The organism is Colwellia psychrerythraea, from assembly GCF_000764185.1.
GTDB lineage: Bacteria > Pseudomonadota > Gammaproteobacteria > Enterobacterales > Alteromonadaceae > Colwellia > Colwellia psychrerythraea_B.
Genome location: NZ_JQEC01000068.1, coordinates 25,078 through 45,926, shown reverse-complemented (window position 1 = coordinate 45,926; position 20,849 = coordinate 25,078). Strand labels below are relative to the sequence as shown.

Sequence of the window (20,849 nt, the reverse complement as noted above, 5' to 3'; positions counted from 1 at the left end):
TGATCTTCCCCCGATAAAACGGACACCAAAATCTAACTAAAGATGAGGTGTCTTATGCCTAAGTACAACAATCCAAGACGAACTTGGAAGTATTCAAATGACTTCAAAGTCAACGCTATTCAATTAAGTTATGTTGTTGGCGTCACAATAAAATCAGTCGCTGAAAAACTCGACATACACCCGTTTATGCTGTCACGATGGCGAAAAGAATATCGTGAAGGGATCATTGTGGCTGATAAACGAAAAAAAGTGGCTGGCCAATCAAAAGCCAAAAAAGTACTTACCAAAGAACAACAACTAGAACGTGAAAATAAACAGCTCAAGGAGGAGCTGTATATCCTAAAAAAGTGGCAACGGTTTCTTGCCGAGGAACATCAAGCCGATATCGATTCATCGAAAAACTCAGAGCCGACATAAAGGTAACGAGATTACTGAAGTTTTTTGATGTTTCTAAAAGTGGCTATTACGATTGGTGTGAACGTCAACCAAGTGCTAGAGCGATAGAGGATGTTGAACTTAAAAAGAAAATTCAGCAAATATTCACTGAGAATAAAGGACGCTATGGTAGTCCCCGCATATTTAAAGCCTTGCAAAAGCAAGGATACAGCATAGGTAAAAAACGTGTTGAACGCTTGTATCGTGCACTTGGCTTGGTCGCTCGAGTGATGCGCGTGACGACACGCTCTGCGTTTTATAAGCGCTTCCTTACGACAGGTAAAAACTTACGACCTGATGGTGAAGTGCCATTGGTTAAAAATAAAGTATGGGTAGCAGATGTCACGTATTTGAAAGTGAAAGGTATATGGCGTTATTTATCGGTAATAATGGATTTATATTCACGGCGTATTATTAGCTGGAGTTTAGATAAAAAGAGAACGATGGAAGTCACCAAACGAACACTAAAAAATGCAATAAAGAACCGAAGACCTCAAGGTGGTTTAATGCTGCATACAGACCGAGGTGTGGAATATCGAGGTAATGTTTTTCAAACGGCTTTAAAACGAGCAGGTATTACACATAGCTTAAGCCGAGCGGGTAAATGTACTGATAATGCGCATATGGAGTCATTTTTCCATTCAATGAAGACCGAAGTTATTCGCGGTAATGTATTTAATAGTGATAAAGAACTGCGCGGAACACTTGGAAGTTACATTAACAAATACTACAATGTTTCGAGGCTGCATTCAGGGATAAATTATTGTTCGCCAATAGAATATGAAGCCCTGGCAGCGTGAAAAAAAATGTGTCCGTTTTATCGGGGGAAGATCACAAATAACAGTTGGCTTTTGCTCCTGCGTCGCTTATTTTAGCCAACATATTATTTGCCTCTTAACGAGGCGTTAGGCATATAGTCAATTGTGGCGTTTTTTTCTAGAGGGAGTTAACAATTTTAAATCGTAAAGCGCTAATTTTAATTGTTGCTCTAATTACTAGTTTTGCTAGTAAATTGTCCGCTGAAACAATCTTATCTGTATCACACTGTAAATATATTACGGTTAAAGAAGATATACTCTCATTAAGTGTCCCTATTAAAGAAGAGATAGATGCAATATTTTACTGTCCAACTTCTAAACAGAAAGAATTAACTATTCAGAATGTATGGTCAGCAGTATCTGCTCCCAGAAAAACGTCTCGTGGGAACTGTCAGATTACAAAGTATGCTCTAGGAAAAGATGATACAACTGATAAAAACCTATGGTCATCTTCAATTGATAATACTTGCCCAAGAATAAATGAAAATAAATATGTATCCCTTTATTACCTTCCCAGTGAATACAACAAGGATTTATTTTTTGATAATTTAACTAACTTTATATCAAAATTAAACGCCAATGAATTTGAAGTAATTAATCGAATTCCATTTTACTCTTTATGGTTTTGTTCTGATTGTAAGGAGTTTAGAAATGCTATCTCTAATTCAAAGTTTGTTGTTAATAGAATAGGTTCAAGTATTAACGATCCATTTAGTATTTTTGTGTCATCCAAAGAAACCCCACATATTCGTTGGATATTACATCTTTCTGTTGAAAATACGGGTTTATTTATAAACAATGTTATAAAGTATGTTGGAAATTAAATATGCCTAACAAGCTAATTAATAAGGACAAAAAACAGTTGGCTGTTTTCGTTCCTCAACATTTTAGCCAACAATTTTTTGCCCATTATTAGAGCGTTATACCACTATTAGAATTCGGAGTTAATTTGAAAGTTTTGTTTTTATTTCTTCTAATCATAAGTACAAATACCTTTGCTGAAAAAGTCATTTGTGACGTTCCATTAGATAGTACTAACGAACTAATTCTATCCAAAAGCTTTGTTGAATTAGAAAATAAACTCAATGGTGCTTTTAAGAAGATCGAACAAGCTCACTTTAAACTAAAAACATTGAATAATGTCGAGTGTTACACAGAGTTATTAAATTCTAGTCGTCTTTACATTAGTGTAATACCTTCATCAAAAGATACTTGGATTGAAAAGGAACTAGGGTCAACTAAGCAGGCTTTTGAGAGTAATTCTAAACATCTTTGGGTACTTGCAAACCAATATAGAAATACGCTGCAAAACTATATTCGATTTAACTCAAAAGCGTGTAATGTTAAAAATTTAGAAAACGGTAAAATATTGCTCAATAAGCTTACTAATAATTTTGGTGACTACTTTACTTCAGTGCAGTTAGAGCAAAATATTAAATTTGAAAATATGAGCGCTAGCTGTATAACAAGCTAATTAATAAGGACAAAAAATAGTTGGCTGTTTTCGTTCCTCAATATTTTAGCCAACAATTTTTTGCCCATTATTAGGGCGTTATATTTCACGCGAACATTAGTTAAAATAATTGTTTTAGTGTCTAATTTGGAAATCATATTTAAGTAATGAAGTACTTTAAAACACCCGAGTTTCTTTACGAAGTACTTGGAGAGAAACAATCAATATTAGAAGTTTCTTGCACAATCTTATTTGCTTTAATTGGTAGCTGGGTTATCTACTCCCTCGCAGACATCGAATTAGGGAGTTGGCAAACAATTGTCGCTTATATATTAATAGCCGATGTATTAGCGGGGTGCATTGCAAACTTTAGTTTTGGTACCAATGAGTTTTACTCAAAAAAACCTAAAAATCGTCTTGTATTTATTTCCATTCATATCCATATCTTGGCTATCGCTTGGTTACTTTCTGAACCAATGGATACTGCTTTGATTGTTTGGGGATTCACTATAGCCTCAGCATTTTTAGTTAATGCCTTAAAAGGAAAATCCATTCAGGGTTTTATTGCAGCAAACTTAATGTGTTACGGTATATTGTTATTAATTTATATGTCTCTTCCTGTATGGTTTTTAATGGTTAGTATGTTCTTTATGATTAAAGTGCTGTTTAGTTTTTCAGTTGATCATTTTGATAAGCAAACTAAGGTGGCAAGTGAAATATAACAAGCTGTTCAAGCGGGACAAATAACAGTTGGCTAGTTCCGCTCCGCTACACATTTTAGCCAACTACAATTTGCCCCTTAACAGGGCGTTGGTATGCATGACTCCAGTATTTATCGCACTAGTTGATTTAAAACCTTTACAGGGATGTGATATTGACCCTGAAGAATATAACGGTGTAGCTGTAAGGTGTTATATACCTGCGGAAAATGAAAAAAATGCTCGTTCGCTTTTTATTAAGGTGTTAGAAGAGTGCAAATTTGAATTAATAGAAGAAGAATTCTTTGTTCAAGAAGATTTAGTCGAGTGGGAAAATCCTGATAGCGAAGAAGCAACTACTCATATTCAAGAAGCACGCGATACAATGGATGTTGTTTTTTCCGAATTCTCAGGTTGGGATCATGATGACCCAGATGCGAGGTAAAATCGCTGCTAACAAGGCACTCAAAAGGACAATGATACAGTTGGCTTTTGCTCCTGTGTCGCTTATTTTAGCCAACAATTATTTGCCTCTTAACGAGGCGTTGGTATCAAGCCGGCTCTTCTAGTTGAGATAAAGAATGATAGAAATAAATAGAAATCAATTTACAGAAGAAGAACTTGAAGAATTGGATCCTTGGAATGAAGACCACTGGAAACTTTGGGCTTATTATGAAGACTGTTCTTTTGACTATGAGTGGGGTGATAACCCTGTGAGGTCTATAGGCTTGTTAAATCAAATGGTTGATTATGCTTTAGACTCCAAGTGTATAAAGAAAGATACTATATTTGAAGCTTTGTTTGAGTTAGCTAGAGAGGCTTATAGAGATAGATATGAGCCATCCATTCTTCGATTAAGCAATGCTGCCGAAAATATCAAAGAGGATTCAGTATTAAAAGAGTGGTGTAATTACGTTGAGTGGTTCAATCAATTGTATTATTACAAAGGTAAAACAAGTGAAAACAATGGAATAAAATTAAGTCAGTATTTGATTGAGCCACACCCAAACTGTGTTAATTTACCGGACGTCTATATCTGGTCATTTACTTATATTTATACGGGAAGGGTACTCAATAACTATCACGAGATTAAATGCCAAAAAGATCTTCCTGAACATGCTGAGAAATTGCCTGAATATATTTATGTAGATTTAAAGCGATTGGATTGGAGGTACAGTTTTTGTTTACCTCTAGAGTCAATTGATATATAACAAGTCGCTTAAAGTGGACGCAAAACAGTTGGCTTGCGCTCATTCTTCGCTAATTTTAGCCAACAATTTTGCGCCCGTTAGCGAGGCGTTATGTAACCTAGGAAAGTATGGAATTTATCGGTCAGTTAATTGATTCTTCTAAGTTTGCAAGCGCACTAGCCTTTGCAGCATTTTTGCTATCTGTCTTGAGTTTTATTTGGACAAGAAGGTCAGCGAAAATTAGTAAAGAAGCTTTAGAAGAGTCCATAAAAAATAACAATAGAGCTGAAGAATCCGAAATAGAACAGAAAAGGTATGAATTGCTGAAAGCGATAAGTATAGAGTTCGCATTGCTGCAAGATAATATTACCGTCATTGGAGCTATTAAAGCTGAATTCGATGCATCCCATGATGTAGTTAAAAAACTAATGGGAGATCATACTAAATTATTTACAAGCTCATTACCGATCTTAGAAGGTTATATGGCAGAAGTTGGGAATAGACATGCTGGAGCTGCTAACTGGAATGTTGAAAAAGGTGTTCCTGAGCTTTTGAGGTTACAAGCCGAACAAGATGTAGCATTAGTAAATACACAACATTCTGTAAATTGTTTTACTAGCGTGATTTCTGAGTTTAAAGAAAAATTTACTGCAGCTAAACAGTATCAAGAGCGAAGTCCGCAGCGTTCGGTTACATAAGCTGTTTAATAAGGACAAAATGCAATTGGCTTTTGCTCCTTCGTCGCTTTTCTAGCCAACTATATTTTGCCCATTAACGAGGGCGTTAGGGCATACTTATTTTTCGAGTGTTCAGAGGTTAATGATGACATTCAAAGAAACACTATTTTGTTGTTTTACGTATATCCGTAATTATTTTTTATGTGTTTATTACAATTCGAATGAAAGAAATAAGAAATAAGAAATAAGAAAAAAGGTAAAACGGATACATTTAATGCATTTACTTTGTTAGCAATTATTATTGTACCGTTTGAGTTATGCACGCTTGGTCTAACCCTTTTACCTAAAGATGTTTTTTTAAATATTTTGATATCTTTTATCAATACAAATTTATTGTTTTTATGGTGTTATTAGGTGCTGTTGTAACATATTTTACCTGCTGCTTTAAAACAGACTGCCAAGATATACCTAAAATATTGGCTAAAACACCGATATTAACGAATAATCATCCTGATATAGTAACGGCTGTTCCCATAGTTTTTTATTAGTAATATTTATTATTGCAAGTTTAAAAAATCTTACCAAACAAGGTTATGAAGACCTCTCAGTAATATCACACGAATATTTAATTAAAGCTCCGCTAGAAATTAATCCCAAATAATTTATTATTGTCGCCGTACATTTCAATCATACCTTCGAAGCTAAAACCTAGCTTTTCAAGCAAACCAGAGGAGCGCAGATTATCGACTTTAGTAACCGCTATTACTCGATTTAATCCGTAGTCATGATTAGCACTTTTTAGCACTGCCGAAGCAGATTCTTTTGCGTAACCCATAGACCAATGTTGTTTTAGAAAGGAATAACCTAAATCGGCATCTTCTAATACTGCTCTTTTAAGCAGACCGCACATTCCAATGGGATCTCCTGTTTCCTTTAATTCCACCAGATACAAACCGAAACCAAATTCCTGATAAGTTGCTATTGGTCCATCGTTCAAATATTTTATCGCATCGTCTATGGTTCGTACTTTTTTGTCTTCTATATTGGCGATAAATGAAGGCTCATTCAAAAGATGAATAATAAACTCAGCATCTTTTTCCGAAAAATGTCTAATACGTAACCTGTTCGTTTCACAAATAATCATGATATACCTCTTTATAAACTTTATTACGACTGTCTGAACAGTAACTAAAAATTGTAGAAGTTCGATTATTGCTCTATACGACACATGAGGTAAAATGATATAAACTAACATAGCCATTAGATAAACTAATAATAAGGTAGTCAAACTATCAATAAATCCCCACCACTAAAGGCTATTCAATATTTTTCAACCACAGCTCGTCATTTGAGCTTTAGTAAAGCTGCACAAGAGCTGTGTGTCACACAAAGTGCCGTTAGTCACCAAGTGAAGTTATTAGAAGAGTTTTTTAATAAGAAACTTTTAATACGCCAAGGCAAACGAATATCCCTGACTCAAGAAGGTGATGATTTAAATTCTGTCGTCAGGGACAGTTTACAGCGTATAGAAACAGTGAGTAATCACATTCTTAAAGAGCCTGAAACGCATTTAAAAATAATAGCCCAGACCTCAATAGCCACCGAATGGCTTGCCCCAAGAATAGCATCGTTTAAGCAGTCATTTCCTGATATATCATGTTATCTAACCATGGAATCTATGGCAGCAAGTTTTGACGCACAAGAGTTTGATATTGTCATAGGTACATGGCCTACGCCCGATAACTTTGTATCTACAAAATTAAGAGATGAATATTGGTTCCCAGTATGTGCGCCATCGCTTAGTGCTAAAATTAACGCCAATCAGAGTGCTTCTCTTTTAACGTTACCTTTATACTCATCTGAAAATGGGGAGGATTGGCAACTATGGATGCAAAGACAGCAACTGAGACGTCCTGCAATCACTAAAGTGGAGCATTTTGGGTTAGCCTTACTAGCCACTAAAGCAGCATTGAGTGGGCAAGGTGTTGCATTAAGTAACCGATTTTTGGCTGAAGATCTAATTAAACAAGGAAAGCTAGTCTCATTTCCTCAATGGCGATATCAACTACCCTGGGGGCAGTATCATGTGCACTATCGTCAAGGCAGTCATTATTCTAATGCCGTTCAATGTTTTGTGGAATGGTTGCAGTTAAAAATCAGTAGCGATAGTGCCACCTGATTAGAGGATTCGTAGGTTTTTCCTCACCGAAAGCTAACGTCATAACAGTGGTAATAGTTTCCTCTATTCGGGCTATTTTCTTATATTATTGGTTAATGAGTAGAAAATTAAGGTCAGTTAAGGGGGGGAGTTCGAGGTTTTCAAAAATACTAGTACCATTGAAACTTACATTTTAAGCTTCAATGGTTTGCACAAATAGGGAAGTTAATTAATTGGAGTGATTAGTAAGTTAAAGTAATTTGCCCTAAAGCAACACTTCCTTGATCCCATGTAGTACGACATCTTAATTCTAAGATAGTATTATCGTCATAATTATTATTGATAGTAGCGCTATAACTTACAAATTGAGTATTTGTATCACTGGTCTGAGCTATATCAGTCCAATCAAAGCCTTTTCCTGTTCCATATTTGAACCACTTGTATTGCCCCCCATCGCTTACTCTACGAGTACGAGAAATAGTACAGCCACCAGGTCTACCTGAATTTAGACCTTTAACCTGACCATAAATAGCAACATCGACACTACCAATGTTGTTTGTTAATGGGATGCTACAGTTAAAATAACGAGATGAGCGGTCAAACTTGGGATCATAGGTAAAGTAACCATCTTTTGTGGTTCCTACATTTTCGGTTTCAACTGTTGTGAGTGCTGTTAAAGCACCTTGTTGTTGTATTAATTTAGTAACTGCAGTCGTTTTCAGTACTGCATCTTCAGAGCAGTGTACTGCGCCAGAAAAAGATTGGACATCGGCAAGTACTGATGTAGATGACAAGAAAGCGAGCAAACCAAATGTTTTAATATAATTATTCATTGAACGTCCTTTGTTTTCAATTTGTTTTCAATTTGTTTTCAAATTTATATTTCCCTATTTGCCGAAACATAATATCTGCTTTTAAATTTATTTCAATAGTTTTTTAAGCCTTGTTGGTGCATAGAAAATAGTGTCAATAATGAGCATTACTTTCTTCATTATTTCGTAACCGCTTTAATCAATTTGATACTAAAAGTAGAGGCAATTAGTTGAATTAGCGCAACATAGTACTGCGTTGTTTAATCACTTTAACCAAGAGCTTTATGTTGTTGGTGATGTATATGATTTTGCAGTGGCATGATCAGTAAGCTGTATTAATTCACATCACAAGTGACTAGAACTAATTATCAATACACAGTCTAATCCTAAGTCTAATCCAAGACCAACCAGACTCTTAAATAATGTAGCTAATGTAGGCCAATCTTTGCAATGTGGAACACAGTTAATTCATCTGGTCAACCAATCTCGTAAAACTTCTGAAATATTTCCATCACTTAACTGTCATTTTTAGGTCGATAATTCGTCATATATGTAAATCATACTTTCCCGTAATTAAAACAATAAAACTTTTACTTAGGGAAAAACATGACTATCCAATGTTCAAAAAGCCTTATAGCGTTAGCTATAACTACTGCTTTTTCATTACCTGTTGCAGCGGTAGACTCGCAAGAAAATGAATCCACCATGGAAGAAGTTATGGTGGTGGCTAAAAAGTTATCCCATGCCAACCATGTGATTGAGTCAGCAATGATAAAACAGCAATCACCTGTTAGCAGTATCCTTGGCATTATGGATAACTTGCCAGGTATTAGCATTAATGAAGGTGATGCTTTTGGTGGTGATGATTGGTCTACTTCAATCACTATGCGCGGTTTTACCATTGACGGTAATCAGCAACAGCTAGGGATGACAATTGACGGCATCCCAAATGGCGGCTCGAACTATGGTGGTGGTGCTAAAGCAAACCGTTATTTAGATAGTGAAAACATGGATACTATCGAAGTATCACAAGGTACTTCAGATATATCATCGGCATCATTAGAAGCCCTTGGTGGTACCTTTAACTTTGTCAGTGCTGATCCTGCTTTTGAAGCAAGCACAAAAATTGCCTATACCGATGGCGATCATAATGCCTCTCGTTATTTCATTCGCCATGATACCGGTCGAATTTTCGATAATACCTATGCTTATATGAGTTACTCATCAACCTCGACCAGTCGTTGGGTTGGCGAAGGCTCAAACGGTGGTATGCAAAGAGAGCATGCTGAAGTTAAATTTATTACTGAGCTCGGCAGGCTAAGTATTACCGGCCGTCTATCTTATGATGACGCCGATGAAGATAACTATAACTCTGTTAGTATCGAGCAGTTTAATCAAACGTCTGACTGGGATCAGCTAACGTGGAACTGGACAGGCATTCCTCATTTTGATCAAATGTTTGCTGAGGGTTGGTCAACCTTGCGTGAAAATACGTTAGGTTATCTAAAATTTGATTATCAACTATCTGACAACGCCTCATTTGAAATCACCCCCTATTTTCATAAAAATAGCGGAAGAGGAGATTGGATACCGCCTTATTTAGTATCAGCCGTAGATGCTGATGGTAATCCTGTTAACGAAGGTGGCAGCATCGACAGCACTTATGGCTTTACCGATCAAAATGGCACGCCACTAGCCCCCAATACGGCTTGTACACAAAGTTTTTCTTGGCCATGGGATTCTGGCCCGGCTTTACACCCTGCCTGTTACAGCGACAATGCCGTGCCGGTAATGTCGTACCGTCACACACACTATGAAAAAGATCGTCTAGGGTTAACGGCAAATGGACAATGGTCTATTGCCATGAACGATTTTAAATTTGGTTTATGGGCTGAGTCAAACGAACGACAAGAGTCTCGAGATTGGCATAAAGTGATTGATGCGCGTGTTTATCATCATTTTGATGAAAATCCTTATTGGACTCAGTACAGCAATACATTTCAGACCGATACTATAAAGTTTTACCTACAAGATACCTTAGATTTGGGCAATCTTTCCCTTAATGTTGGTGTACAAAAATACTTAGTCGATATTGAAAAAACGGATGTGTTTTCAGGTCAGCAAACCGGAACAGTTAATAGCGATTCTGATGCCTTGTTTAGCACTGGCGCTATTTATCAATTAAATAACAATATCGAGTTATTTGCTGGTTATAGCGAAAATTTCTCTGCTATTAAAGACGGTGTTCTAGAACGTGACTCTTCAACCCTTGAAGATATTGAGCCTGAAACAGCCGAAAACATGGATGTAGGTTTACGTTATAACGATGACGACATTAGCTTCTCTGCCACTTATTACACTATAGATTTTAACAATAGAATTACCTTCATTGCTCCTGGCAGCGATACCAGCGGTATAGATTACAGCATTGGTACCAATGGCACTTACCTTAATGTTGGCGGCATTGAATCTGATGGTTTTGAGTTAAGTTTAAGTTATCGATTAAATGAGCAATGGAACTTTTACTCGTCTTATACCAATAACGATTCACGTTATGTTGGTGATGCCCCAGGTTTTACTGCTGGAGATAAGGTTGTTGACTCTGTTGATGACATGTTTGTTTTATCAAGCGATTACACCAAGGGTGACTTTCGCCTTGGTGCGTCGGGTAAATATACCGGTGAACGTGGTGAAGCTCCCTCTTATACCATTTTTGATGTTAACGCCGGATACTTTGTCGCTTTTAGCGGTAGCAGCATTCGATCAATTGATATCGCTTTTGTGGTGACTAATATCACCGATGAAAATTACCTTTCAACAGGAACAGGCAATGGTAATACCTTCTTTATTGGCGCACCGCGCACGGCATCAATGACTTTTACTGCAAACTTCTAAGCACTAAAAATTCCAAGCCAAGTAGGTAATTACTTACTTGGCTTATTCCATCACTCATTTACTGTCTTCATCCAATCACGGAGCTACCTATGTTTAAGCCACTCATGTTAAAGCTAAGAATGTTAAAACCAGCCATATTAAATTCATGCTCACTAATAATACTATTACTGGCATGTTTTAGTTTCCAAGCAAATGCCGTAACCGATAAAAATTTAGTATTAGTCACCATTGACGGACTACGTTGGCAAGAGCTATTTTCTGGTGCGGATGCCGCTTTACTCAATAATAAAAAGTTTGTTAGAGCAGGGCATGACGTTAAAGAAAAATTTTGGCACGAAAATGAAGAACAACGTAGGCAATTATTAATGCCTTTTTTTTGGCAGACAGTGGTTCAAGAAGGCATGGTAATTGGTAACCGCAATATAGGTTCGAATATGTCTATTGCTAACCCGTGGCATTTTTCTTACCCCGGTTATAGTGAAATTTTTACCGGCGTTGTTGATGAATCACTTGATAGCAATACCAAAAAGCCCAACCCACAAATCTCATTTTTAGAGTGGTTGAATAATAAAGCGGGCTATGAACATAAATTGGCAGCTTTTGGTAGCTGGGATGTTTTTCCCTATATTTTAAGCAAAAAACGCAGCAAGCTGCATATTAATGCCGGATTTGATGCAGCTAAAGGTTATGAACTATCTGAGCAAGTAAAGTTATTAAATCACTTACAAAAAGAAATCCCTAGCCCTTGGCACAATGTTCGCTTAGATAGTTTTACTTACCGTTACGCGAAAGATTACTTATTAACGGTGAAACCTAAAGTGATGATTATATCTTTGGGTGAGACTGATGACTTTGCCCATGATGGCCATTACGACAGTTACCTTAATTCTGCCCACCAAACAGATAAGTTTATTGCTGATTTATGGCAAACCCTGCAAACAACTCCAGGTTATAAAGATAATACAGTGTTAATGATCACCACAGATCATGGCCGTGGTAGTAATAGTGATGATTGGCAGCATCATGCTTCAAAACAAGCGGTACAAAACACTATGAAAAATCTCAGTAAATTCCCTGACGGTATTGCTGGCTCAGAAAATATTTGGTTTGCCGCTATGGGGCCTGGAGTGAATGCGCGCGGTGAAATAAAAACCAACCAAGAAGTAAAACAAAATCAAATTGCTGCCACCGCGTTAACGTTATTGGATGAAGACCCTAAAGCATTTAACCCAGAAGCAGGCACATTCATTAAGGAGGTTTTTTAATGAAAATGTTCATATATACAATACTTGTACTGAGCTATTTAAGCGTATTTATTCCTACAAAAACTGCTGCACAAAAGATTCTTTTTGGCTCATGTTCACATCAAGATAAAGCCATGCCCATTTTAAAAGCGATTAATAACGAAAACGCAGATTTGTTTATTTTTTTGGGTGATAATATTTATGGTGATACCAAAAACATGCAAGACATGGCCGACAAATATCAGCGACTAGGCAACAACCCAGAAATAAAAGCGTTACGTTTAGCTACGCCAATTATCGCCATTTGGGATGATCATGATTATGGTGAAAATGATGCCGGCGCGCTATATCCACAAAAAGAGCAATCACGAAAGTTGATGTTAGACTTTTGGCAAGAGCCGAAAAACTCTGCTCGATATACGCAAAAAAATGGTATTTATACCGCCTATATGTATGGTGAAGGGCATAACCAAGTGCATGTGATTTTACCGGATTTACGTTGGAATAGAGATACACTAGCCAACGTTGGCATGCTTGATTATCAAAAGAAACGTCAGCCAAAAAATATGGGGCCGTATAGTCCAAACGTAGCAAAAAATGCTTCCATGTTAGGTGAAACGCAGTGGCAGTGGCTAGAAAATGAATTACAAAAGCCTGCAAAAATTAAAATTATCGGCTCAAGTTTGCAACTGCTACCTGAATTTACTGGTTGGGAGTCATGGGCAAACTTTCCTCATGACAGAGAACGCCTGTTTGCGTTAATTAAAAAACATCAAGTTAATGGCGTTATTATTCTAAGTGGTGATACCCATTGGGGCGAAATGTCTAAACTAACTAAAAATCTAGATTACCCACTATGGGAAATAACAAGTTCAGGTTTAACCGAGGAATGGAAAGAAGTAAGTCCTAATAAACACCGTGTAGGAGGCTTTATTAACAAGGTTAATTACGGTGAATTATCCATTGATTGGCTGCAAGCCGATCCACAAATAACCTTGAATTTAAAAGATATTGCTGGCGAAATATTTAGCCAGCAAAAAATACGCTTATCTAGCATTAGCCCTTATCACAGCATTTGAAAATTTTATGTTCTGCGTAAGAAAGTAAGTTATTTAAATAAAAAAAAGTTGGCGTAAATGTCTGAGGCATTGGTAATGATTTTTGTTGTGGCGATGATAGACAAAAGAAATAGGGTTAACTGTGCAGTTGCTAAGTGAACCCTTAGAAGCCCATCTTAGCTACTAACAAATGTTTCCTCAACCCATTAAGAGGTCTAGGATTATCCAAACAAAGGCACTGAGGTCACAGAATGACAATGTGCCGATAGGGCATTATTGACGTTAGCGTTTGAGTTAATAGCGGCAGCAATTCCGACAAAGCTGTCATAATTATTTTACGTGACAAGCTAACTTTTTTACTGATTTACTTCATCAATATTTTATCTTGACGTGATATCTTTTATTTCACTTTCGTATATATTACTTCTGACATATATCTGATTTATTTTGAATAAGTCGATGAAAAGGAGTACATTTAACTACATTTTTGTACAATGATGTACGTCATTTTAACATGACATCTATATTCTTTCTCTTATCTAGAAATCATTTATTGGAAAACCATGTGACAACCTTTACTAAGTTACTATCAATATTAACCTTCATCGTTGGCATATTAAACTCTTCATTTATAATGGCTGCAGAAGAAAAAGAAAAAGAAAAAACAGATAAAACTGAAAATATAAGAGACGGTGCATACCTTGATGTAGGCATTGGCCTAACATATCAATCTGATCCCTTTATATTTGATAACGAAGGTGATTCAGGCTTGGATATTTTCATCAATGCTCGTTACCAAAAATACGGTTTTTTTGTTGAATTCCCCCATGGGACATCTGAACAGCAAAATACCGTATTATCTATTGGTTATAATTTCCTTAATACTGAGCATTGGTCATATGATTTGCGAGGGGCAATGAATCATAGGGATGTAGAGTATAAAATGCCTAAATTGAACATTGTCTCCACCAGGGTTAGTCACTCTAAACTTGGTTTACGTATTTTGGGTGATTATGAGAGTACTCATGTAAAACTTATTGTTGCCGGATCTAGCGGAGCTAAAGGACTTTATGCTGGGGGTTGGTTAAGCCAAAATTATCAATACAATAATTGGAATTTCTACAGCACTGTAGGTATTGAATATCGTAATGAAGATGTGGTTAATTATTTTTATGGGGTCGGTGAAGGTGAAGGTGAATTTCCTGGGAGCAATGAAATTGATGGCTTGCCAAGTTACCAAGGAGAGTCAGGACTTGAATATACTGGCCAAGTTGGTTTCGATTACCCAATCACGACTGATTGGGTTTTTGAGGGCTTTGCCAGAGGCACATTCTTGCCAAGTGGTATTACTGATAGCCCACTAGTCGATGGCAATGCCGTTATTGAAGCCGCGATATTGGTAAAATATGTATTCTAAACAAGTCTTAATACTAAATTCAATTAAACGTATTTTTGTAATAGTTACACTGTTTATGTTGAGCATGAAGGTCTATTCAAATGATATATCAAGCTTACCTAAGTTAACATTAACACCCAATCAGTGTATTTCATTACATCAAGGTCAACAGTGCTTTGTCACAGTAAACATTAGTTGGCAGATGAGTCATGCTGGGAAATATTGCCTTTATTCATCACTACAAAATAAAAAAATAACCTGTTGGTTAATGACAAAAAGTGCCCAATTTAAACAAGAGCTAGTGATAGATAAAGATGTTACTTTCACATTAAAATCAATGGACGATGCCATAGAAAATGGCGAGGTGATTGCCAATGCCGTGTTAGAATTGGCTTGGGTACATAAAAAAAGCCGTCGCTCACACTCAGCTTGGCGAGTTTTTTAAATAAACTCCCTTCAACAACGTTTAGTTGGTACAGCAAACAATATTCACTTTTAATTGTTCGCTGTGAAAATTACTGCTCTTACTGCTTTTACTTTTCAGACGCTACAAAACACTACGCTTTTACATTATTTTGTACGTCAATTCTTAAGGCTGTTCTTTATTATCTCTTTAGCTTTTTAGACAAAGACTAAATTTATAAAAAAGGAATTAACCAATGCCTATGCCAAAAAACCTGAAATCATTATTATTCTCTAGCATTATTTTATCGCTAGCTGCCTGTAGCGGTGGAGACAACAAAAAAAAACCAGTACCTGATCCGGTAGCCTTTAACTATCAAGCGGCCATAGATAATGCCATTACAGAGTTTGTCCCCGGTATTATATTACAAGTGGAAAAACCAGGTTTTAAGTTTTTAGGCTGTGCCGGGCTAGCTGATATTGAAACACAAACGCCAATGCAAACTTATCATGTTATGCCTACTGGCAGCGCTGGCAAAAAGATCACCGCACTGTTAACGGTTATGCTAGATGAAGAAGGCTTGCTAAACTTAGACGATACCCTTGATACCTGGCTGTCTGATGAATTATTAGCTCAAATTGAACACAGTGAAAAAATAACCCTTAGGCAGCTATTAAATCACACTGCGGGTATTCATAATTACTTATCTGATCCTACTCAGGAGGATTATAAACAAGCACTGTTAGCTGAACCAGAGACGTTAAAAACAGATAGTGATATTTTGCCTTTTGGTTTGAATCAGCCCGCATATTTCCTACCCGGTGAAGGGTTTTACTATTCTAATACCGGTTATTTATTAGTGGGCCTTATATTAGATGAGGTATTAGGTGAACATCATTCTTCAGCGATAAGAAACAGAATTTTGAATCCCTTTGGCATGAACGTGACCATTTATAACGGTGTTGAAAATGAAAAGTCACAGCACGAAATGATCTCAGGTTACTTGAACGACGATGAAGATGGCATGGTTAATATCAAACCTTATCTTGAAAATGTCGGTCTTTCCGACGGGCCTCTTAGATCCAGTGTTGAAGATATGACCTTGTTATTAAAATACATTGCTGGTCACTATGGCTATGTTAGTGAATATGTTAAAGAGCAGCTCTTTGGCGAAAGTGCATTAATGTCATGGGGCGAACCTTATTACGGTATCACTGACGAAAGCGCCAGTTATGGCCTAGGGCTATTTAAAGAGACCATTAATAATCAAGTTGTTTACCATCACGATGGTCACGAACCAGGCTATAGAACCGTAAATATCTATATTTCTGATAGTCAAACCAGCATAACCGCCTTCTTTAATTGCGGCAATGACGTTCGATGTGATCCAGCAGCAAATGCACTTACCGAAACTATTTTGTTAAACGAATTACAAAAAGCTTTATAAGACAAATATTTAGTTTATAACAGGAAAAGTGGAACATGCATGCCACTTTCCTGAAATATAATAGACAAAGAATTAAAAGTTAATCATTAATAAGCTTGGTAATAACAATGACTTAGGTGTGGTTATAATAAAAAAATTTCTATTCACTTTTAATACACTACCAGGGTACTTCTACTGCTATTTATTTCATATATATCCACTAATTCCCCTCTTGTTTATGAATAGGCATAAATTTTTGATGAGTGGGTATAGTCTTATTGGTAACTGTAAACGACTACCGCCTTAGAAATAAATACGCTACAAAACGCTACACTTTTACATTATTTTGTACGTCAATTCTTAATGTTGTTCTTTATTATCTCTTTAGCTCTTGTTAGACAAAAACTAAATTTATAAAAAAGGAATTAACCAATGGCTATACCAAAAAAACTGAAATCATTACTATTCTCTAGCATTATTTTATCGCTAGCTGCCTGCGGCGGTGGAGACAAAAATGAAACCAAAGTACCTGACCCGATAATAACTGTGGAGCCACCAGCCTTTAATTATCAAGCAGCTATAGATGGCGCCCTTTCGGATACTATTCCTGGTGTTATATTATTAGTGGAAAAACCAGGCTTTAAGTTTTTAGGTAGTGCCGGACTAGCTGATATTGAAACACAAACGCCCATGCAAACCTATCATGTTATGCTCAATGGCAGTGCTGGCAAAAAACTCACCGCACTGTTAACGGTTATGTTAGCTGAAGAAGGCTTGCTAAGCTTAGATGACCCCCTTGATAACTGGCTCTCAGAGGAAATATTAGCTCAAATTGATAACAGTGAACAAATGACTATTAGGCAGCTATTAAATCATACCTCCGGTATTTATAACTACACTGATGGAACTAATCATGACAATTTTTATGAAGCAGTATTTGTCTCAAATAAAGAACAGTTAAAAACAGATAGTTATGCGCTAGATTTTGGCTTAAACCGAGCTGCATACTCCCTTCCTGGTGAAGAATATCATTACTCTAATACCGCTTACTTGTTAGTCGGCCTTATATTAGATGAGGTATTAGGTGAACACCATTCTTCAGCTATGCGAAATCGAATTTTGAACCCCTTTGGTATGAATTCAAGTTTTTATAACGGTGTTGAAAAGTCATTAGGCGAAATTATCTCAGGTTACGCTATTACCAATGAATATGGCGTGATTAATACCAAACCTTATTATGAAAATATTGGCCTTGCCGATGCGCCTCTCAGTTCTAATGTCGAAGATTTAGCTTTGTTATTAAAATTTATTGTAGATCAAGATGGGCATGTTAGTGAATATGTACAAGAGCAACTCTTTGGTGAAAGTCATTTAGTCGACACTGGCGAAAGTATTTTAGGGGCAATAGACCAAAACGCCAGCTATGGCCTAGGGTTATTTAAAGAAGTCATTAATAATAAAGTGGTTTATCATCACAATGGCATTGAGCTTGGTTATTCAACTACGAATATCTATATTAATGATAGCCAAACTAGTATAACTGCCTTCTTTAATTGCGGCGAGTCAGAGCAATGTAGATTAGAAACAAAGTTATTTACCCAAGCTATTCTACTGAACGAGTTGTGAAATAGTTTATAGCGTAACTATTTACTTTATAACAGGAAAAGTGGAATATACATGCCACTTTTCCTGACATACCAAGCTAAGGCATTCGAATTAACCATGACGGTAATTAAACAACAAGATGTAAGTGATTGCATCGCAGATATCCTCATTGTTGAAGATGATGAAAGCTTAGCTCAGTGGATGAAGAAATATCTGGTGTTAAAAAATTTCACTGTTAATGTGATTTCCCGTGGTGATCTAGCGGTTGATTATATTAAAAAGCACAACCCTGATATTGTTGTTTTAGATGGTATGTTGCCAGGCTTAGATGGTTTCGATGTCTGTAAAGCGGTAAGGCCTGCTTTTACCAACGCCATCATCATGGTAACAGCAAGAGATGAAGAAATAGATGAAGTATTAGGTCTAGATGCAGGTGCCGATGATTATTTAACCAAACCTTTGCGGGCAAGAGCTTTATTAGCAAGAATAGATAAATGGTTAAAGCGTCAATCAGCAACGACGCTGCAAGAACCGATGTTAGAAAATAACATGCATCATGATGATAGCGTTAAACTCACCCTAGGAAAATTTATCATTGATGCTCAAGCACGCTCTGTATCTCTTGACGGAGAAATCATTAATATATCGACCAATGAATTTGATTTACTCTGGATATTAGCTGAGCGCGCCGGACAAGTAGTGGCACGATCGGAATTAATGATGCTGTTAAAAGGTTATGAATATGATGGCTTTGATCGCACGGTTGACTTACGAATTTCAAAATTACGTAAAAAGTTGCAAGATAATACCAGCCAGCCCTATCGCATTAAGACGATTTGGGGAAAAGGTTATTTATTGGTAAAGGATGCTTGGTAAAATATGCGTACTTTAAAGTCTTCACTGATAGTGGTTGCCGTTGTCGCAACACTAGGACTAGGTTGGTTATTCGATCAAGTCTATGCACAATACTCTCCCGAAAATTCCTCGCCGGATGCCCTCGATGTGCTAAGGCAACTGGGTGAAAATTTAGCAAAAATGGCAGATAAATCGCCGAGTAGCAAAGCATTATTATCTAATTGGCCAAACATAAAGCAATATTCATTAAAGTTGCAACCAGCAAACGAGTCGCCATTACCTCAATCGCTGCTTGAGCAGATGAAACGAGGCGAAGCCGTACTTTTAGAAACCAGTAAAAACCTGTCGTATCACTATTTTTTACCAATTAAAGATGAAATTCTCATCTTGCGCTCACCCTTGCTTAACAAAGGTGCTAACGCTGCAACTCACTACCTTTGGTCAGCAGCTTTCTATCTGGTGCTTATATCAATACTTCTGTTATGGGCATATCCCTTAGTCAAACAGCTGTTAGCTTTAAGAGCCGCAGCAAGAGCATTTGGTGAAGGAAAATTGGATAACCGCATAAGTCTAAGCTCTATTTCTTATATTCATGATATTGAAGTTGAATTTAACAATATGGCACAACGGATTGAAAACCTCATTGCTGATGTGAAATTGCTCAGTACTGCTGTTTCACATGATTTACGCACACCATTGGCTAGAATCAGGTTTGGTATTGACACTTTGCAAGAAGTTGAAGACCTAACATTAAGACAAGAGTTAGAACTGCAACTTGGTGATGATGTGGATGAAATGACCTCTCTGGTTGAAACACTGCTCAATTACGCTCGTCTTGAGCAAAATAGGGTGGAAATTCAAAAAGAACCGGTGAACTTATCGGAACTTATTCAAACTTGTATTAAAAGAAAGAAATCTAATAATTTTAAGTTATCGTTTATAAATAAGTCTAGTAATAAACTTGTATTAGTAGACAATAAATATATCACTATGGTATTGAACAACCTTTTACAAAATGCAATTAACTACGGACGGGGTCACGTTCTGGTTGAACTTTTTCATAATAGCCATAACACAATAATTAGTATTTCAGATGATGGTGATGGTGTTCCCATAGAGCAACGAGAAAATATTATTAAACCGTTTTTTAGAGCAAAAAACAGTTTAAATCAAGTTAAAGGGCATGGTATTGGTTTAGCGATCGTAAAGCGAATATTGGATTGGCATAATGGGACGTTAAGCATTTCCAACGCAACAGAGTTGTCCGGCAGTAAATTCACCATAAAGTTACCTTCTCAGCATTAAGTTATGCTATCAAAAGACACAAAATTAATGATTACTTTGTGGCAACGTTAGCTATGTTGCTCCTGCTTGTCATGACCGCTTTAGGCTCGACAGTTGACGTTGTAAACTCAAAAGATAACGTCAACTGTGGTACTTTCCGCCCTTAGCATCTCATTTTAAAAAATGAGTGAACTTCAAATGAATTAGCTATTTTGCTAAGGGATTCTTGGTGCGCATTGCTGACGTTAGCTACGGCTTACTTTTAAGGCCAACTGTTCGCTAAAAGCTGACATTGGGGAGGAATTCTAATGTTAGCCTCTTCGACTTAGAGGATGTTCATGAAATGAGTTTTAAACTCTATTTACAATCGTAAAAACAACCTCGTCACCTAGTTTCCTTTGATGTAATGTCATTCAATTTAAGCTAAAGCGTTATAACTAAA

Annotated in this window: 19 protein-coding genes; 17 read left to right on the top strand and 2 right to left on the bottom strand. The window is 36.7% G+C overall.

The genetic code is table 11. From position 1 onward, the window contains the following. Positions 1 to 54 precede the first annotated feature (54 nt). From GAB14E_RS02670 to GAB14E_RS02700, 7 genes are all read left to right on the top strand, one after another. Positions 55 to 1,235, top strand: a protein-coding gene (locus GAB14E_RS02670) for an IS3 family transposase (RefSeq protein WP_156115705.1) whose coding sequence is annotated in 2 segments (ribosomal slippage) — positions 55 to 340 and positions 340 to 1,235 — 1,182 coding nt in all. Because the reading frame shifts where the segments join, the coding sequence is not laid out codon by codon here. Positions 1,236 to 1,447: 212 nt separating this feature from the next. Beyond that, positions 1,448 to 2,077: a hypothetical protein gene (locus GAB14E_RS02675; RefSeq protein ID WP_033084165.1), complete on the top strand. Its 630-nt coding sequence runs from the start codon at positions 1,448 to 1,450 to the stop codon at positions 2,075 to 2,077. Positions 2,078 to 2,202: 125 nt separating this feature from the next. Next, on the top strand, positions 2,203 to 2,727 hold the full coding sequence (locus GAB14E_RS02680) for a hypothetical protein (protein ID WP_033084164.1): 525 nt from the start codon (positions 2,203 to 2,205) through the stop codon (positions 2,725 to 2,727). 146 nt (positions 2,728 to 2,873) lie between these two features. After that, on the top strand, positions 2,874 to 3,428 hold the full coding sequence (locus GAB14E_RS02685; RefSeq protein ID WP_033084163.1) for a hypothetical protein: 555 nt from the start codon (positions 2,874 to 2,876) through the stop codon (positions 3,426 to 3,428). Positions 3,429 to 3,525: 97 nt separating this feature from the next. Then, positions 3,526 to 3,849, top strand: a complete 324-nt coding sequence (locus GAB14E_RS02690) for a hypothetical protein (RefSeq protein WP_033084162.1) — start codon at positions 3,526 to 3,528, stop codon at positions 3,847 to 3,849. A gap of 136 nt (positions 3,850 to 3,985) precedes the next feature. Further along, a complete protein-coding gene (locus tag GAB14E_RS02695; protein WP_033084161.1) occupies positions 3,986 to 4,615 on the top strand; it encodes a hypothetical protein in 630 nt (209 codons plus the stop codon). A 107-nt stretch (positions 4,616 to 4,722) separates the two neighbouring features. Next, the gene (locus GAB14E_RS02700; RefSeq protein WP_033084160.1) at positions 4,723 to 5,292 is read left to right on the top strand and encodes a hypothetical protein; all 570 of its coding nucleotides are present in this window, start codon (positions 4,723 to 4,725) and stop codon (positions 5,290 to 5,292) included. Positions 5,293 to 5,911: 619 nt separating this feature from the next. Here GAB14E_RS02700 and GAB14E_RS02705 read toward each other — a convergent pair. Beyond that, entirely contained in the window at positions 5,912 to 6,415 is a 504-nt protein-coding gene (locus tag GAB14E_RS02705; protein ID WP_052094052.1) for a GNAT family N-acetyltransferase, read from the bottom strand. 147 nt (positions 6,416 to 6,562) lie between these two features. On the opposite strand from GAB14E_RS02705, the gene GAB14E_RS02710 reads away from it, so the two are divergent. After that, entirely contained in the window at positions 6,563 to 7,450 is an 888-nt protein-coding gene (locus tag GAB14E_RS02710; RefSeq protein ID WP_033084159.1) for a LysR substrate-binding domain-containing protein, read from the top strand. Positions 7,451 to 7,671: 221 nt separating this feature from the next. Here GAB14E_RS02710 and GAB14E_RS02715 read toward each other — a convergent pair whose 3' ends face one another. Beyond that, complete coding sequence (locus GAB14E_RS02715) at positions 7,672 to 8,262, bottom strand: hypothetical protein (protein ID WP_052094048.1); 591 nt, start codon at positions 8,260 to 8,262, stop codon at positions 7,672 to 7,674. A gap of 585 nt (positions 8,263 to 8,847) precedes the next feature. Here GAB14E_RS02715 and GAB14E_RS02720 point away from each other — a divergent pair. From GAB14E_RS02720 to GAB14E_RS02760, 9 genes are all read left to right on the top strand, one after another. Then, positions 8,848 to 11,136 (top strand): TonB-dependent receptor domain-containing protein, encoded by a 2,289-nt coding sequence (locus GAB14E_RS02720; protein ID WP_033084158.1) that lies wholly within the window; start codon positions 8,848 to 8,850, stop codon positions 11,134 to 11,136. 119 nt (positions 11,137 to 11,255) lie between these two features. After that, a complete protein-coding gene (locus tag GAB14E_RS02725) occupies positions 11,256 to 12,401 on the top strand; it encodes a sulfatase-like hydrolase/transferase (protein WP_033084170.1) in 1,146 nt (381 codons plus the stop codon). Then, positions 12,401 to 13,459, top strand: coding sequence for an alkaline phosphatase D family protein (locus GAB14E_RS02730; protein WP_033084157.1), 1,059 nt, complete (start codon positions 12,401 to 12,403; stop codon positions 13,457 to 13,459). Before GAB14E_RS02725 ends, GAB14E_RS02730 begins: the two co-directional genes overlap by 1 nt. 544 nt (positions 13,460 to 14,003) lie before the next feature. Further along, complete coding sequence (locus GAB14E_RS02735; RefSeq protein ID WP_033084156.1) at positions 14,004 to 14,855, top strand: MipA/OmpV family protein; 852 nt, start codon at positions 14,004 to 14,006, stop codon at positions 14,853 to 14,855. Between the two features lie 55 nt (positions 14,856 to 14,910). Continuing rightward, the gene (locus GAB14E_RS02740; protein ID WP_197061244.1) at positions 14,911 to 15,279 is read left to right on the top strand and encodes a DUF3019 domain-containing protein; all 369 of its coding nucleotides are present in this window, start codon (positions 14,911 to 14,913) and stop codon (positions 15,277 to 15,279) included. 214 nt (positions 15,280 to 15,493) lie between these two features. Continuing rightward, a complete protein-coding gene (locus GAB14E_RS02745) occupies positions 15,494 to 16,684 on the top strand; it encodes a serine hydrolase domain-containing protein (protein ID WP_033084154.1) in 1,191 nt (396 codons plus the stop codon). Positions 16,685 to 17,095: 411 nt separating this feature from the next. Beyond that, entirely contained in the window at positions 17,096 to 18,289 is a 1,194-nt protein-coding gene (locus GAB14E_RS02750; protein ID WP_033084153.1) for a serine hydrolase domain-containing protein, read from the top strand. A 96-nt stretch (positions 18,290 to 18,385) separates the two neighbouring features. Continuing rightward, the gene (locus tag GAB14E_RS02755) at positions 18,386 to 19,144 is read left to right on the top strand and encodes a response regulator (RefSeq protein WP_033084169.1); all 759 of its coding nucleotides are present in this window, start codon (positions 18,386 to 18,388) and stop codon (positions 19,142 to 19,144) included. Positions 19,145 to 19,147: 3 nt separating this feature from the next. Further along, the gene (locus GAB14E_RS02760; protein WP_033084152.1) at positions 19,148 to 20,428 is read left to right on the top strand and encodes a sensor histidine kinase; all 1,281 of its coding nucleotides are present in this window, start codon (positions 19,148 to 19,150) and stop codon (positions 20,426 to 20,428) included. The last annotated feature ends 421 nt before the right edge of the window (positions 20,429 to 20,849 follow it).

Excerpts from the sequence above, each read along its gene's own strand:
- GAB14E_RS02715 (WP_052094048.1), bottom strand. The coding sequence starts at position 8,262 with ATGAATAATTATATTAAAACATTTGGTTTGCTCGCTTTCTTGTCATCT.
- GAB14E_RS02760 (WP_033084152.1), top strand. The coding sequence starts at position 19,148 with ATGCGTACTTTAAAGTCTTCACTGATAGTGGTTGCCGTTGTCGCAACA.
- GAB14E_RS02745 (WP_033084154.1), top strand. The coding sequence starts at position 15,494 with ATGCCTATGCCAAAAAACCTGAAATCATTATTATTCTCTAGCATTATT.
- GAB14E_RS02685 (WP_033084163.1), top strand. The coding sequence starts at position 2,874 with ATGAAGTACTTTAAAACACCCGAGTTTCTTTACGAAGTACTTGGAGAG.
- GAB14E_RS02720 (WP_033084158.1), top strand. The coding sequence starts at position 8,848 with ATGACTATCCAATGTTCAAAAAGCCTTATAGCGTTAGCTATAACTACT.
- GAB14E_RS02730 (WP_033084157.1), top strand. The coding sequence starts at position 12,401 with ATGAAAATGTTCATATATACAATACTTGTACTGAGCTATTTAAGCGTA.
- GAB14E_RS02740 (WP_197061244.1), top strand. The coding sequence starts at position 14,911 with ATGTTGAGCATGAAGGTCTATTCAAATGATATATCAAGCTTACCTAAG.
- GAB14E_RS02700 (WP_033084160.1), top strand. The coding sequence starts at position 4,723 with ATGGAATTTATCGGTCAGTTAATTGATTCTTCTAAGTTTGCAAGCGCA.
- GAB14E_RS02755 (WP_033084169.1), top strand. The coding sequence starts at position 18,386 with ATGACGGTAATTAAACAACAAGATGTAAGTGATTGCATCGCAGATATC.
- GAB14E_RS02695 (WP_033084161.1), top strand. The coding sequence starts at position 3,986 with ATGATAGAAATAAATAGAAATCAATTTACAGAAGAAGAACTTGAAGAA.
- GAB14E_RS02690 (WP_033084162.1), top strand. The coding sequence starts at position 3,526 with ATGACTCCAGTATTTATCGCACTAGTTGATTTAAAACCTTTACAGGGA.
- GAB14E_RS02750 (WP_033084153.1), top strand. The coding sequence starts at position 17,096 with ATGGCTATACCAAAAAAACTGAAATCATTACTATTCTCTAGCATTATT.
- GAB14E_RS02705 (WP_052094052.1), bottom strand. The coding sequence starts at position 6,415 with ATGATTATTTGTGAAACGAACAGGTTACGTATTAGACATTTTTCGGAA.
- GAB14E_RS02725 (WP_033084170.1), top strand. The coding sequence starts at position 11,256 with ATGTTAAAACCAGCCATATTAAATTCATGCTCACTAATAATACTATTA.